The following is a 14,195-nucleotide window of genomic DNA, read 5'->3' as shown; positions in this document are numbered from 1 at the left end:
GCTCAACATCGTTCAACCAGTGCTCGGTTGATGGTGTCAGGCCGGTATGACACCATCACTAGGCCGTCGTGGCGACGGCGGGCTGCTGTAACTGTCTGGCTCAACTAGCCACAGGAAAACTGAAAGGCCTCAGCGACCTGTCTGAAACGCCGGGCCTTACACGTCGCGCTCTCCGTTATGCTTTGGCAAAGAGATGGGGTTGAGAGAATGCCCTCAAACCCCAAACTGTCATTGCGATGGAGGGACGCAGACGTGGCACCCCATTAGACGTAACTAGAGGTACTATAGCACTTTTTGCGCGCCGGAGTCAACCCCTTCTTTGGTCTGATTCGGCGGAAGAGTCGGGCAAATAGGCGCTAATTTTGGCAAGCAAAAAATTGCGAATGTCGTTGCGCAAGTAGCAGAAGGCGCGGATGCTAAGGCCACTTGGCTCGACCACCAATTCGATCGGTCGAATGCGCCGTTCGGTCGGTTGGGGGCTGCTGTTTGAGGTGTAGATAATGCGCAAGGTGCTGCCGCTGGCCAGTGCCGCAGCCAGTGGCGGCGGCGCTTCCGGTTCGGGCTGGCCGGGAAGGAGGCCGCGGGCAAAGCGCAGCGCATCGCCAAGGGTGGTGACGCCATAAGTGGCCAGCTTGGCGACGAGCTGATCGAAGAGGGCGTTAAGCGTCAACACATCGTCCATTGCCCGGTGGGTCGGCGTGGGCAGGCCAAAGGCATGAGCTAGTGCGCCAAGGCTGAGCGCACCGCGCCGAATGCCGAGCCGGCGAGCTAACTCAAGCGTATCGAGCGCCGGGCCGGCGAGTGGCGGATAGCCGGCCCGCGCCAGTTCCATATTGAGAAAAGCCTCATCGAAGGGCAGATTGTGGGCCACGCGCACAGCATATTGACTTAGTTGAACGACGCGGTCGGCGATGTCGGTAAATCGTGGTGCATCGCGCACATCTTCGACGCGAATGCCATTAACCTGCGCCGCTTGTGGATCGAGATCGCGCTCTGGGTTGAGCAAGGTCGCGATCCTCCCGGTTTCGGCACCACCCTCACGGCGCAGCATTGCTAATTCGCAAACGCGATGACCGTCACGGATGTCGAGTCCAGTCGTTTCAACATCGAAAAAGAGGAGCGGCAGCTCAGCCAGCGGTTGTTGGAGATCTAGCGTGCTCATGGTGCGACTGGCACTTGTTTGGCGACGTCATCAGGAATGCCGAGCAGGTTAGCTTGGACCCAACCTGCTCGATCGCGAATGTTCAAGACTTGGTACCACGAGCCGTCGGCAGTGCGCGCGAGCAGCTCAACTACTTCATCCCTTTCGACCCGATCGATCTGGGCGCTGGCCGGATCAGCAGCAAGATAGACCGGGCCGCTGACAAAGACGGTCACCACATTGGCCACCGGTGTTTCGGCAGCGATCAGATCGGTGACTGCGATCAAGGTGGCGCTCACCCAGCCAATTTCGTCGCGGACGGTACGTACATAATACCAGCGCGCGTTGGGGGTACGGGCAAGAATTTGCACTTGTTCGCCGGCGTTGATCCCGCCGATGACGTTATTGATGCCGGGGAAGGGCAGTTTGCGCACATTGCCGCCGTTCGTGACCGCCACCGGCTGGCCGGTGGGCAATGCCGGCGTTGGGGTGGCTGTGGGGGTTGGCGGTGGGGTAGGGGTAGGTTGACCAACCGGGGTTGGCGTGGCGGTAGGAGTAAGGGTAGGCGCTGCGGCGACTTCACCGTAAAATGCTGCTGCAAAGCGTTCGGGAATGTTCAGCTCGGCCTCGGCGCTGACGCTGCCGTCAGTGGTGCTGACGGCCACAGTGTAACGACGGCCGGCTGGCGTGGCGTCGCCATCGGCCAACTTCGTTGCGCGCAGATCGCCACGGTTACTCCGGATGCGAATCGGCTGAGCCGGATCAATCCAGCGCAGTGGTTGACCGTCGGCGCGCAATTCCACCTGTAGCTCGGTATCATCGGCAAGGCCGGTGCTACGCACCCGCATATTGATCGTTAGCGGCTCGGCCCGCACGACGGTGGCATCTTCGATCGTGAGCGTGATCGGCACTGGCGAAGGGGTGATTGTCGGTGGCGGCCCGGCAGTGCTGTCATTGTTGAGGCTCAGTACGAGTACGCCCACTCCTAAACAAAGTAAGATTGGAATGAGCACGAAGAGAATCTTTGCCGCCAACGAAAGATTGCGCAGCCGATCTTGCCAACTTTGCGGTTCTTCCAGTGGAACTGCTGTATAGTCAATGGTTGTTGCAGGCGGAGTCTCTGGAATTGGTGGTATTTGATTAGCAGCGCGCCGCCGGCGAATGAGCACTACTACCAGCAGGATAATGATGAGACCAAGAACGATTAGGCCAATCGCTAAGGGTGGCGATATCTGATTGAGTGTTGTTTGCATGAGCAACCTCAGTCACAACGGCTTCAGATGACTATGATATGCGAATCTGGCGCTATCTGCAACTATCGGCTGTGCTATACTACATCTTGCTACGCTTGATGAGCGCGGAGTTCGCATGAATCGCAGTTTGGCAAGCAATACGGTTCGATACGCTTTTCGACCGATCCACTGGCCCGGTCTACGCCTCACTGCCCGTGGTTTTATGGCGGGCTAACCGCCATTTCTCCTCTTAGTATCTCAGTTGTGTTACTTGTGTGTGGGTGGTTCTGCTCGATCGCAGGTTGTTGTGCCAAAGAACTGTTCAGTTTGAGGCTTATTTTGAGGTGCAATGATGCCTGAGCATATTTTAGTTGCGGTGGCGTGGCCGTATGCCAATGGGCCGCGCCATATCGGTCACGTGGCCGGTTTTGGCGTGCCCGCCGATATTTTTGCCCGTTATCACCGGTTGCGAGGTAACCGCGTGCTTATGATTTCGGGTACCGATGAGCATGGCACGCCGATCACGCTGGTGGCCGATAAAGAAGGAACAACGCCGCAAGCGATTGCTGACCGCTACAACAAGATTATCGGCGATGATTTGTACAATCTAGGGCTAAGCTACGACACCTTTACCCGCACCACCACCGCGAACCATTATGCGGTGACGCAAGATATCTTCCGTACCCTCTACGAACGCGGCTACATTATTCGCCAAGAGACGTTGGGTGCATTCTCGGCTACGACCGGGCGAACCCTGCCCGATCGCTACATTGAGGGTACCTGCCCGATCTGCGGGTACGACGAGGCGCGTGGAGATCAGTGTGATAACTGTGGCAGCCAGCTTGATCCGACCGACTTGATCAATCCGCGCTCGAAGGTTGATGGTCAACCGCCAGTGTTCAAACCGACTGAACACTTTTTCCTCGACTTGCCGGCCTTTGCCGAGCAGTTGCGTGCGTGGATCGATCAACAAGGCCACTGGCGGCCCAACGTGCGCAACTTCTCGCTCAACTTTCTCAAAGAGCTGAAGCCGCGCGCGATCACCCGCGATCTCGAATGGGGGGTGCCAATTCCCTTACCCGAATACAGCAACCGCGACGACAAAAAGATTTACGTTTGGTTTGACGCTGTGATCGGCTATCTCTCGGCCAGTATCGAGTGGGCGCGCAATCGGGGCGAGCCGGATGCATGGCGGGAATGGTGGCAAAACCCGGATGCGCGCCATTTCTACTTTATGGGCAAAGACAACATCGTCTTCCATACCGTGATCTGGCCGGCGATGCTGCTCGGTTATGGCGCGGGTGGCCAGTTCGGCGCCAATCCGGGAGGGAAATACGATGGCATTCCGCTACAACTGCCTTACAACGTTGTCTCAAGCGAATTTCTAACCATGGAGGGCAAGAAGTTCTCTAGCTCACGGGGGATTGTTATTTACGTTAACGATTTTCTTAGCCGTTATGATGCTGATGCGCTGCGCTACTTTCTCACCATCGCCGGCCCTGAAAATCAAGATACTGACTTCACGTGGGCCGAGTTTGTGCGGCGCAACAACGACGAATTGGTGGCAACGTGGGGCAATCTGGTCAACCGAACGCTCAGCAATGTCTACAAGAACTTTGGCAGTGTGCCGCAGCCCGGCCCGCTCACTGCGGCTGATGAGCAGGTGTTGGCTGAAGTGACTGGTGGGATCGAGACGGTGGGCGAATTGCTGGCAGCGGCGCGGTTTAAAGCTGCGTTGAGCGAAGCAATGCGGCTGGCGGCCCAAGTCAATATCTACTTGAGCGAGCAAGAGCCGTGGAAGGTGATCAAGAGCGATCGCGAGCGCGCGGCGACGATCTGGTACGTCGCGTTGCGTTGCGTTGATACGCTCAAGATCATCTTTACCCCTTTCTTGCCCTTTTCGAGCCAGCGCCTGCATGAGTACTTGGGCTATGACGGCTATATCGCTGGGCCGCTCCGCTTCCAAGATGTCACTGAAGCCGATGGTCGTACCCACCGCGTGCTCACCGGCGACTACGACCAGTGGTCAGGGCGGTGGGAGCCATCGGCCTTACCGGTTGGGCAGACACTGCGCCAACCGCAGCCGCTCTTCAAGAAGCTCGATGAAAAGGTGGTTGAAGAGGAGTTGGCGCGTATGCAGAGTCGAGCATTGTAAGCAGGGGGAGTGGTTGAACGCTACCGAGGAGGTACGGCAAGTGCCGTATCTCCTCGCGTTGGTATCACGTTCGCTGGAAGTGATAGCTCAGATAATCGCTTGTCGCACCCGCGCTGAAATCGCTTCACTGATCAATACGAGGCCGAAAATGACGACAAAGATCATGCCGGCCTGATCCCAGCGCAGTAGGTTCACGGTAGCGTTAAGATTCAGCCCAATGCCACCGGCGCCTACCAAGCCTATCACCGTCGCTTCGCGAATGTTAATATCCCAGCGGAAGATGCTGATACCGGCGAAACTTGGCATAACCTGTGGGAGGATGCTGTAGCTGAGCACCTGCAACCGACTCGCACCTGTTGCGGTGATTGCTTCGACCGGTTCTCGACTGGTTTCTTCGACCGACTCGAAGGCCAGCTTGCCGATGAAGCCGATTGAACGTAGGGCGATAGCGATAATACCGGCTAAGACACCGGGGCCGGTAATAGCAACGATGATCAATGCCCAAATGAGCGAATTAACTGAGCGCGACACTACGATGATGAGCAGGGTGAGATAACGAATGACCGGGTGGGGTGTAGTGTTGCGCGCGGCAAGAAAACTCAACGGGAGCGCAATGATCACGGCTAACAGGGTGCCAAGCGTCGCAATGGTTAGCGTATCCCACAGTGGTTGCCATAATTGATTGATATACGACCAATCGGGTGGAAACACGCGTTGCAGAAAGATTGCCAATTGCCGGGGAGCATCAGCGGCGAACTCCCAACGAGTCCGGTTCGCGATAAGCTGCCAGCAGATCAGAGTGATGACCGTCCCTCCAAGCCAACCGCCCCATAGACGCAGGCGGGTAGTGGTATCATACCGCTGCCAGATTTTGCCATTGTTTGCAATGCGTACCGGCATTATTGCAACCTCTTGCGAATTTGCGCTGAAACAAGTTCGGTCATCATCACCAACGTGATGATAATGATCAAAATAGCTCCGGCCACGTCATAATCATAGCGATTAAACGTAGTCTGTAGGGTAGAACCAATACCCCCGGCGCCAACGATCCCGACGATGGCCGACTCGCGCAGATTGATATCGAATCGATACACGCTCAAGCCAACTAGTCGTGCGCTTACTTGGGGCATTACCGCATAGGTAATCGTCTTGAGCCAGCCAGCGCCAGTCGCACGGATCGCTTCGAGTGGCGCCGGATCGATCTCTTCAATATCTTCGGCAAGCAACTTAGCAAGGAAACCGATAGTGGCAAAAGCTAAGGTGCAAACGCCGGCCAGTGGGCCAAAACCAAACATGACGACGAAGACAATCGCAATAACGACCTCTTGAAAGGTGCGTGACAGGGTGATAATACCGCGACAAATCAGGTAGATTGGCGTTGGCACGATATTACGGGCTGCGCCTAATCCGATGGGAACCGACAGCAAGACGCCGGCAATGGTCGAGACGACGGTCATGGTCAAACTCTCCAACACCCCGATTTGGATGTCGTCCCAACGTGAGACGAAATCGGGCTGGAGGAACGCTGCAATCATACGACCGCCCCGTTCGAGACCGCGCGCAATACGCGCGCTATCGACCGAAACGGAACTGATCGCCAGCGCGAGGTAGACCAATGCCCCGATCACTACTCCCCAGCGTAGCCACGGGTTTTTGATCAACGGTGGCTTACGCCAGCGGCGATACGGTGAGGGAGAGGTGATTTCTGCCATACAGATGGTGTCCTTACTCTTGTGCTGTCAACGATGGTTCTTGCTCGGCAGTTGTTGCTTGGCTCGCGCCCCAATCTTCTGCCCCGTAGATCTCGCTCAACCGATCAGGCGTCAAACCATCTGGCGGGCCGTCGTACACAATCTCGCCGGCGCGCAACCCAACAATCCGTTGCACGAACATCTGCGCCAGTGGCACGTCGTGAATGTTAATAATGACCGCAAGGCCGCGTTCACGCGCAAGCTCGGTGATCAAACGCATAATTTGGCGTGAGGTTTTCGGATCGAGACTAGCGGTTGGTTCATCGACCAGCAAGAGATCGGGCGATTGAATGAGTGCGCGCGCAATCCCTACCCGTTGGCGTTGCCCACCCGACAATTCATCGGCTCGTTTGTCAATAAAATCGCTTAGCCCGACGCGGTCGAGCAAGGTAAATGCCTGATCAATATCGGTTTGAGGAAAGCGCCGAAACCAGCTTTGCCAAAAATTGACGTAGCCTAGCCGACCGGAAAGGACATTTTCCATCACTGATAAACGCTCGACGAGCGCATACTCTTGAAAAATCATCCCGATTCGCCGTCGAATGCGGCGAAGTTGCCTTGGATGAAGCGCAGTAATTTCAGTATCGCGCAGCCAAATCTTGCCAGACGTCGGTTCGACCAGCCGATTGACACAGCGGATGAGCGTACTTTTACCGGCACCCGATGGCCCAATCAGGGCGACAACCTGTCCTTCTGCTACTGATAAACTCACGCCACGCAGAGCAGTATCACCAGTTGGGTATCGTTTCACAAGTTGTTCAATACGGAGCATGCCAGCATCCTTAAAGATGAGCACAAGACGAGATAGTATCTTCTCGTCTTGTGCATTCTTATAGCGAAGACCGGTTTACTGGACGTATTTTACACCTAATGCTTTGTCGATCTGGCGAATAACTTCCCAGTGCTCTTTGTAGGTAATGGGGATGAACTGGGCTTCGCCCGACTTGCTAAACTCTTGCTGCAACGAGGAGCCTTCCCAATTGAAGGTAGCAAAGGCCTCACGTACCTTTGCGGCCAATTCTGGCGTGAGGTTGTAGACGTAGCCGTAAGCGGTAGTAGGGAACGTCTGCGAGCGGTAAATCGATCGAATTTGGTCGGCCTTTATGACTCCACGCTTGATCATCCGCTTCATCACCGAGTTGGCGATAGCGGCTGCATCATAATCACCGTTCGCTACGCCAAGGATCGAATTATCGTGACCGCCAGAGAAGACGGCTTCAAAGTCGCCGCGCTCGCTCGATAGGTTGAACTGCGATGCCAGTAGGGCCGAAGGGGCTTTGAACCCTGAGTTCGATGTTGGCTCGGTAAAGGCGACGCGCCGACCCCTTAAGTCTTCAATCGACTGAATATCGCTATTTGCTGGAACAATGATCTCCATCTCGTAGCCAAACGAGCCATCTGCCTTTGCCATCATCGTGAAAGGGACAAAGCCGGCAAAGTTGACGGCAAACGGAACGCTGCCGCTATTGAAACCGGCAACGTGGAGGCGGCCGGCGCGCATTGCTTCAAGCTGGGCTGCATTGGAGTCGACAGCGAAGAATTCGACTTTCTTGCCGGTCACTTTTTCGAGGTGAGCCAGAAAATCTGCCCATGCGACGCGGTAGACCGAAGGGTCTTCGACTGGTGTGTAGGCGAAGATGAGGGTATCAGGATTGACCCATTGGGCTGGATCTTTGGGTGGATCGGCAACAAGATCGCCATCTTCATCACAAAAGCGTGCATCCATTTCAGGGGGGCGAGGGCAAGCATCGGCTGCGGCCGGAGCTGAGGTTGGTGCGGTGGTTGTCTGAGGGGTAGAGCCGCAGGCGGTAACGAATGCTACAACCATGAAATACAGGAACGCCAAGCGCATCATGCGAGCCATACCAGTTATTGACCTCCTAAGTATGATGATGTATGCGCTACTTATTGTGACTAAAGCAGATTATCTGCCAACGAGAAAAATGTTAAATAAAAATAAAGATTGGATTAATTATTGAATAAACTGCGTATGTTGGACGCTTCGACCTTGGGGCTGGGTATTCGTAGGCGCGAGACCAATCGGCGAAGCAAGCGCGGCGATCCTACTAGTTTGTCGCCCTCGCTTTGGATGTCTGCTGAAAAATTCATTTAAATCAATGATAATACAAAAACATATGAATAATAAAGTAAATATTGTTATTTTATTAAGAACTTTTCTTTAATAATTTTATTGACACGACGATGATTTTGCTGTATGATGCTAACATCTGTTATTACCTTCTCAAAACATGCGGGGGGTTTGTATGAGATTGCGCTGGCTGCATCTGTTCGCAACAGTAGTGGCGATAATGTTGCTGGCCGTATTGATGCCAACGCCACTCATCAACGCGCAGAACCGAATCTGTTTCAACGAAGTGCCGAATTGTATTGAAGGTCGATTTGCCGAGTACTGGCAGCAGAACGGTGGTCTCCCCGTGTTTGGGTTCCCGATAATGCCTGCGTTCCAGCAAGAGGTAGAAGGTAGGGTGCGGCTGGTGCAAATCTTCGAGCGTAACCGTTTTGAGCTGCATCCAGAAAACGCACGCCCTTACGATGTGTTACTCGGTCGATTGGGTGATGATCTGTTGCAGCGACGCGGTACCCCTTGGCAGAATGAGCCAAAGGCACCAACCACGCAGCAGTCTGGCTGCCGTTACTTTGCTCAGACCCAACATCTGGTGTGTGACGCCTTCTTGCGTTACTGGCAGTCGCATGGGTTGGATTTTGATGGTCAGCGCGGCTTTAGCGAGGCTGAGAGTTTAGCCCTGTTCGGCTTGCCGTTGACCGAAGCGCGGGTCGAGACCAACTCGTCAGGCGATACGGTGCTGACGCAGTGGTTCGAGCGGGCGCGGTTCGAGTTGCACACAAACCTCGGCCCGAATGTGGTGTTGTTGGGGCTATTGGGTCGTGAGGCATTCGGGTCGCAGCCTAGGCCACAACCTACGCCACCGCCAGCGCCGGCTGACCCTTGTGCGGATATTCCGGCGCCGATCAATGGTTCGGTTAAACCGATATGTATAAGAGGCAGTCAGAATTTTGAAGTAAACATCATTGGTTATGGCTTTACTCCCGGTGAGCAGGTTGGGGTCTATGTTACCCAAGTCGCAACCGGTATCGTCATAGGGGTAGATATTGTTGGTGGCAATACCGCTGAAGACGATGGTAGTTCCAGTATTGTCCTCTTTGGGCAACTACCGAAAGGGTTATACGCTGTAACGATGGAAGGAGTGCAGTCTCGGCACAAGACCATCGTCTACTTCAAGATTGCGTAGTCATGTCGAGGTGTTCACGCTAGGAATGATGTCCCCCGCATCGTTGACCGGTACGGGGGTGCACGCGCCTTTGGCAGATTTCAAGGCAACAGAGTGTAGCCACTGCAAGGTTACGTTTGATAATGTGCCGAAGGTCTGGATCACTCTCAAAATCGTCACGTGGTTGCTCTAAGTGGTCTCAATCGTGCTCAGCTTCAATGCGCCGTTCATCGCCTATTCCATTGTCTCCATCACCGTATTGCGCATGGACGATGGCGAGCTAATTACAGAATTTGCTAAGGAGATTGGCTTCATCAGCGAGCTTGTGACAGTCTATTGCTTCGACAAAGCGGTGGGTAGTGCTATTCATCGTTCGGGAAGGGGTGTAGCGTGGTCTGACGGTACTGCCAGATCCGTATTGCTCATCGGGCCAGTTGAAACCGGTTCCTTATGATCCGAATAGGTACATAAACTGAAGTGTGGGATACGCCGATGCGATAGGTAGTTCTTGAATGGCGTATCGGAGAGCACGCCCGTGATGGCTCCATACGACGGAGAAAGCGTCTTCCCTCTTTTCCTTCTTGCGCTGAAGAATGCGCGTATCCTAATATGATTGTTCTCTGTTTGTTCGTCAGCGCAGAGTAAGTCAGTACGGTTGGGGGAAGGGTGTAGCGGTTAGGGGGATATGAACCGGAAGGGCGAGTTATAAACCCGCCCTTCCATTGCTCTATCGTGCGCGCTCGATTGCCCTAAGCAAGGCGCGCTTGGTGTAGACCTTGCACATTGCCCGTCGGTACTCTGCGCTGGCGTGGATGTCGCCGAGCATATCCATGCCTTCGCCAGCATGGGCAGCGGCGGCGGCCACGGCATCGGCGCTGCCGTCAGTGCCGATCAGCGCCTGCTCGACGGCAGGCTGACGTTCAGCCTTAGGGCCGGCGCCGGTAATTGCCACGCGGCATGCCGTCACCTGACCATTTTCCATTTTGACATACGCGGCTGCGCCAACAATCGCGTATCGGCTTGCCGGATGGGGGAACTTGGCGTAAGCTGAGCCTTCACCAGCGCCATGGCTATCAAATGTAATGGTAGTGATAATCTCGCCCGGTTCGAGGGCCGTACTGAGCATATCGGTGAAGAAATCAGCCGCGGCGATGGCGCGTGGGCCGTTGGGGCCTTCAACATGGATCTGGGCATCGAGCGCCAACACTACGGCCGGCATATCAGCAGCAGGGTCAGCATGGGCCAGCGAGCCACCGATAGTGCCGCGATTGCGCACCTGAATGTCGCCGATAAGGCCAACCGCGTCGGTCATCGCCGGGCAAGCCTTGGCCAATGCCGTATGATGCTCGATGGCACTCCATGTGGTCATTGCACCGATCTCGACCGTACCATTGACCTTAATCCCGCGCAGTTCGGCCACTTTATTGATATCGATCAACACACTTGGCGATGCAAGGCGCAGTTTCATCGCCGGCAAGAGCGAGTGACCACCGGCTAGGATCTTGGCATCATCGCCGTGCTGCTGCAACAACGTCAGCGCCTCGGCAAGGCTCGTCGGCGCGTAGTAATCGAAAGGAGCTGGAATCATAGCTACTCCCTTATGCGTCATAGCAGGCACAGGCTCAAAGTAGCCCGCGCCTGCGTTGCTTCTCGCTACTTACCGTGAATCGCGTGCCAAATCCGTTCGGGAGTGGCCGGCATTTGCAAATGCTTCACGCCGAACGGTGCCAGCGCATCAATAATCGCGTTCATCACGCACTGCGCCGATGCAATCGTGCCCGCCTCGCCAGCCCCCTTCACGCCGAGCGGATTCACCGGCGACGGTGTAACGGTATGGTCTGTCTCGATATGCGGCACCATTGCGGCCGTCGGCACAGCGTAGTCCATCAGCGTACCGGTGAGCAATTGGCCGTCTTCGCTATAGACAGCCCCCTCGTAGAGTGCCTGTGCCAACCCTTGGGCGATACCACCGTGAATTTGGCCTTCCACGATCAGCGGATTGATCTGATTACCGCAGTCATCAACCGCGATATAGCGCAACAGCTTGACATGGCCGGTTTCAGGATCAACCTCAACAATGCTTACATGCGTACCGAAGGGGAAGGTACAGTTCGGCGGATCGTAGTAGCTGGTCTCGTCGAGGAAGGGTTCCATACCGGGTGGCAGGTTATAAGCAACGGCGGCAGCGGCGGCTAACTCGCCAATTGTCTTGCCCTTGTCGGGTGAACCTTTGACATACGCGCGGCCATTCTCAAACACGATGTCAGCCTCGTTGGCTTCCAGCAGGTGAGCGGCCAACTTGCGCGCCTTCTCTTTGATCTTATCGACGCTACGCTTAATCGCCACCCCGCCGACGGCCAGCGAGCGTGAGCCGTAGGTGCCATAGCCGAACGGTGTACCTTGAGTGTCGCCCCACTGCACCTCGACATCCTCGTAAGGTACACCCAACTCGTCAGCCACAATCTGGGCAAAGGTCGTCTCAAGGCCTTGGCCGTGCGGCAGCGAGCCGGTCGTGACCACCACCTTGCCGGTGAGATGGACACGAACATTAGCGCTTTCCCAAAGGCCGGCCCCCCAACCTTGACTGCCCATCCACGCGCTTGGCGCAATGCCGCAGATTTCAACATACGACGAGATACCGATGCCGAGGTAGCGGCCCTGTTTGCGCAATTCCGCTTGCTGCTTGCGGAACTCGGCATAGCCAGCAATTTCTAGCGCCTTGTTCAACGCCGGCTCGTAATTGCCGCTATCGTAGGGCAGCAGACCCAACCCATTATCGTAGGGGAAGTCTTCTGGTTGGATGAAATTCTTGCGCCGCACCTCAGCCGGATCCATCCCGATCTCAGCGGCAAAGCGATCAACCATGCGTTCGATCAGGTAGCTAGCTTCAGGGCGACCGGCGCCGCGATACGCATCAACCATTGCCGTATTGGTATACACGCCGGTTACGTGAACGTGCGCTGCCGGAATCTTGTAAACCCCGGTGACGATCCGACCGTAGAGCGTTGTGGGAATACCGGCAGCGACGGTCGAGAAGTAAGCACCAATATTCGCCCATGTCTTCACGCGCAGGCCGGTAATCTTGCCATCGCGGGTACCGGCCAGCTCGGCCTCGGTGATATGGTCGCGTCCGTGGGTTGAATACTTGTAATTCTCAGAGCGATCCTCAACAAACTTCACCGGTCGGCCCAGCTTGCGCGCGGCCCACATCGTGAAGGCCATATCGTTGTAGCAGAAGATCTTCTGCCCAAAACCACCACCGACGTTCGGCGCAATGCAGCGCAGTTTTGTTTCAGGCACTCCGAAGACGAAGGCAGTTAAGAGCAAACGATGCACGTGCGGCGCCTGCGAGGTCATCCAGACCGTCCATTCGCCAGTCGTGGCATCGTAGCGCGCAATTGAACCGCGCGTCTCCATTGGGGTGGGAATAAGGCGTTGATTGATAATCTCTTCCTTAACCACCACCTCGGCGCTCGCGACTGCCGCGTCCGCCGCTGCCTTATTCCCGCATTCCCACTCAAACACAATATTGTTGGGTGCAGCCTCGTGGATCTGGGGCGCGCCGGGTTCAACCGCTTTGCGGGCATCGACAACTGCTGGTAGCGGTTCGTACTCAACCTCAACCGCATCAGCAGCATCGCGAGCGATATAACGGTTTTCAGCCACCACCATCGCCACTGGATCGCCAACCATTGCCACCTTATCAACGGCCAGCGCGCGCGGAGGTACCGGATTGTTCTTCACCCCTGAAGCCAGCCATGCTGCCGGCATCGGGTTGATATCGAGCATGTCCTTACCGGTGAATACCGCAACTACACCGGGCATTGCCAGTGCTTTACTTGCGTCGATTGACACAATTTTGGCATGAGCATAAGGGCTACGCACCAGCGCAATGTGCAGCATACCGGGCAGCTTGATGTCATCAAGATAATTGCCGTGACCGGTAATCAGCTTGGGGTCTTCGCGGCGCTTCAACGCCCGTCCAACCAGTCGCTCCTTCATCTCGGTAGCGGTCATCCTTGACTCCTCACTAGGTTCGTTGTGAACAAGTGCCGAACGGACTAATCAGCGGCTTGTGCAGCGGCCATCTTCTCGGCGGCATAGCGCACAGCTCGGACAATGTTTTCGTAGCCGGTGCAACGGCAGAGATTGCCTTCGAGGCCGTGGCGAATCTCTTCATCGGTGGGATTGGGGTTGCGCTTGAGTAGATCGGCGGCGGCCATAATCATACCGGGGGTACAGAACCCGCACTGAAGACCGTGCTTCTCCCAGAAACCTTCTTGCAGCGGGTGGAGCTGGCCGTCGTGCGCTAAACCCTCAATGGTGGTAATCTCGGCGCCATCGCACTGAACGGCCAGCGTAGTACACGACTTAACGCTCACGCCGTTGATATGTACGACGCACGCGCCGCATTGGCTGGTATCGCACCCGATATGAGTGCCGGTCAGATTGAGATGCTCACGCAAGTAGTGAACGAGCAGTAGGCGCGGCTCAACCTCACTAGTGTAGCGAACACCGTTGATGGTGACCGTAATCGTTGTCACGCTCCAACCTCCTTGTTGACTGTGAAGTAAACGACATACTATGAAACAGCGACGGGTAATGAAGTGTGGACTAAGGGAAACGTCGCGCACGATGACGATAAACGATCTAATGAAGCGTATT

Annotated in this window: 12 protein-coding genes; 3 read left to right on the top strand and 9 right to left on the bottom strand. The window is 55.6% G+C overall.

Features of this window, described 5'->3' with window-relative positions; genetic code table 11:
• Nucleotides 1-307 precede the first annotated feature (307 nt).
• Together Q1A59_RS12560 and Q1A59_RS12555 are read right to left on the bottom strand one after the other, a co-directional pair.
• Nucleotides 308-1,162: an exonuclease domain-containing protein gene (locus tag Q1A59_RS12560; protein WP_298401285.1), complete on the bottom strand. Its 855-nt coding sequence runs from the start codon at nt 1,160-1,162 to the stop codon at nt 308-310.
• Nucleotides 1,159-2,394 (bottom strand): SH3 domain-containing protein, encoded by a 1,236-nt coding sequence (locus tag Q1A59_RS12555; protein WP_298401288.1) that lies wholly within the window; start codon nt 2,392-2,394, stop codon nt 1,159-1,161. The genes Q1A59_RS12560 and Q1A59_RS12555 overlap by 4 nt, the downstream gene beginning before the upstream one ends.
• Before the next feature lie 331 nt (nt 2,395-2,725).
• Between Q1A59_RS12555 and metG the strand changes: the two genes are divergently transcribed.
• Nucleotides 2,726-4,528 carry a methionine--tRNA ligase gene (gene metG / locus Q1A59_RS12550; RefSeq protein ID WP_298401290.1) on the top strand — a complete coding sequence of 601 codons (1,803 nt, stop codon included), beginning with the start codon at nt 2,726-2,728 and terminating at the stop codon, nt 4,526-4,528.
• Between the two features lie 87 nt (nt 4,529-4,615).
• On the opposite strand, the gene phnE (Q1A59_RS12545) is transcribed toward metG, so the two are convergent.
• From phnE (Q1A59_RS12545) to phnD, 4 genes are all read right to left on the bottom strand, one after another.
• Nucleotides 4,616-5,428 carry a phosphonate ABC transporter, permease protein PhnE gene (gene phnE, locus Q1A59_RS12545; RefSeq protein ID WP_298401293.1) on the bottom strand — a complete coding sequence of 271 codons (813 nt, stop codon included), beginning with the start codon at nt 5,426-5,428 and terminating at the stop codon, nt 4,616-4,618.
• Nucleotides 5,428-6,240, bottom strand: coding sequence for a phosphonate ABC transporter, permease protein PhnE (phnE, locus tag Q1A59_RS12540; RefSeq protein WP_298401296.1), 813 nt, complete (start codon nt 6,238-6,240; stop codon nt 5,428-5,430). Before phnE (Q1A59_RS12540) ends, phnE (Q1A59_RS12545) begins: the two co-directional genes overlap by 1 nt.
• Nucleotides 6,241-6,253: 13 nt before the next feature.
• The gene (gene phnC, locus Q1A59_RS12535) at nt 6,254-7,051 is read right to left on the bottom strand and encodes a phosphonate ABC transporter ATP-binding protein (RefSeq protein ID WP_298401298.1); all 798 of its coding nucleotides are present in this window, start codon (nt 7,049-7,051) and stop codon (nt 6,254-6,256) included.
• Between the two features lie 75 nt (nt 7,052-7,126).
• On the bottom strand, nt 7,127-8,143 hold the full coding sequence (phnD, locus tag Q1A59_RS12530; protein ID WP_298401299.1) for a phosphate/phosphite/phosphonate ABC transporter substrate-binding protein: 1,017 nt from the start codon (nt 8,141-8,143) through the stop codon (nt 7,127-7,129).
• A 400-nt stretch (nt 8,144-8,543) separates the two neighbouring features.
• Here phnD and Q1A59_RS12525 point away from each other — a divergent pair, with 400 nt between their 5' ends.
• Both Q1A59_RS12525 and Q1A59_RS12520 read left to right on the top strand, forming a co-directional pair.
• The gene (locus Q1A59_RS12525; protein ID WP_299645077.1) at nt 8,544-9,551 is read left to right on the top strand and encodes a hypothetical protein; all 1,008 of its coding nucleotides are present in this window, start codon (nt 8,544-8,546) and stop codon (nt 9,549-9,551) included.
• A 184-nt stretch (nt 9,552-9,735) separates the two neighbouring features.
• Nucleotides 9,736-9,984 carry a hypothetical protein gene (locus Q1A59_RS12520; protein WP_298401303.1) on the top strand — a complete coding sequence of 83 codons (249 nt, stop codon included), beginning with the start codon at nt 9,736-9,738 and terminating at the stop codon, nt 9,982-9,984.
• A gap of 273 nt (nt 9,985-10,257) precedes the next feature.
• On the opposite strand, the gene Q1A59_RS12515 is transcribed toward Q1A59_RS12520, so the two are convergent.
• The 3 genes from Q1A59_RS12515 to Q1A59_RS12505 form a co-directional block, all read right to left on the bottom strand.
• Nucleotides 10,258-11,118, bottom strand: coding sequence for a xanthine dehydrogenase family protein subunit M (locus Q1A59_RS12515; RefSeq protein ID WP_298401305.1), 861 nt, complete (start codon nt 11,116-11,118; stop codon nt 10,258-10,260).
• A 65-nt stretch (nt 11,119-11,183) separates the two neighbouring features.
• Nucleotides 11,184-13,547, bottom strand: a complete 2,364-nt coding sequence (locus Q1A59_RS12510) for a xanthine dehydrogenase family protein molybdopterin-binding subunit (protein WP_298490265.1) — start codon at nt 13,545-13,547, stop codon at nt 11,184-11,186.
• Nucleotides 13,548-13,591: 44 nt separating this feature from the next.
• Nucleotides 13,592-14,074: a (2Fe-2S)-binding protein gene (locus Q1A59_RS12505; RefSeq protein WP_298401309.1), complete on the bottom strand. Its 483-nt coding sequence runs from the start codon at nt 14,072-14,074 to the stop codon at nt 13,592-13,594.
• Nucleotides 14,075-14,195: the final 121 nt, after the last annotated feature.

It is taken from the genome of uncultured Chloroflexus sp. (assembly GCF_937951745.1).
Classification (GTDB): domain Bacteria; phylum Chloroflexota; class Chloroflexia; order Chloroflexales; family Chloroflexaceae; genus Chloroflexus.
The sequence above is the reverse complement of the archived record's forward strand: the minus strand, read 5'-3'. Positions and strand labels throughout refer to the sequence as shown.

Bases quoted from the DNA above. Each gene is read 5' to 3' on its own strand.
- Q1A59_RS12510 (WP_298490265.1), bottom strand. From the start codon at position 13,547: ATGACCGCTACCGAGATGAAGGAGCGACTGGTTGGACGGGCGTTGAAG.
- Q1A59_RS12555 (WP_298401288.1), bottom strand. From the start codon at position 2,394: ATGCAAACAACACTCAATCAGATATCGCCACCCTTAGCGATTGGCCTA.
- phnE (WP_298401293.1), bottom strand. From the start codon at position 5,428: ATGCCGGTACGCATTGCAAACAATGGCAAAATCTGGCAGCGGTATGAT.
- Q1A59_RS12515 (WP_298401305.1), bottom strand. From the start codon at position 11,118: ATGATTCCAGCTCCTTTCGATTACTACGCGCCGACGAGCCTTGCCGAG.
- phnE (WP_298401296.1), bottom strand. From the start codon at position 6,240: ATGGCAGAAATCACCTCTCCCTCACCGTATCGCCGCTGGCGTAAGCCA.
- phnC (WP_298401298.1), bottom strand. From the start codon at position 7,051: ATGCTCCGTATTGAACAACTTGTGAAACGATACCCAACTGGTGATACT.
- metG (WP_298401290.1), top strand. From the start codon at position 2,726: ATGCCTGAGCATATTTTAGTTGCGGTGGCGTGGCCGTATGCCAATGGG.
- Q1A59_RS12525 (WP_299645077.1), top strand. From the start codon at position 8,544: ATGAGATTGCGCTGGCTGCATCTGTTCGCAACAGTAGTGGCGATAATG.
- phnD (WP_298401299.1), bottom strand. From the start codon at position 8,143: ATGGCTCGCATGATGCGCTTGGCGTTCCTGTATTTCATGGTTGTAGCA.
- Q1A59_RS12560 (WP_298401285.1), bottom strand. From the start codon at position 1,162: ATGAGCACGCTAGATCTCCAACAACCGCTGGCTGAGCTGCCGCTCCTC.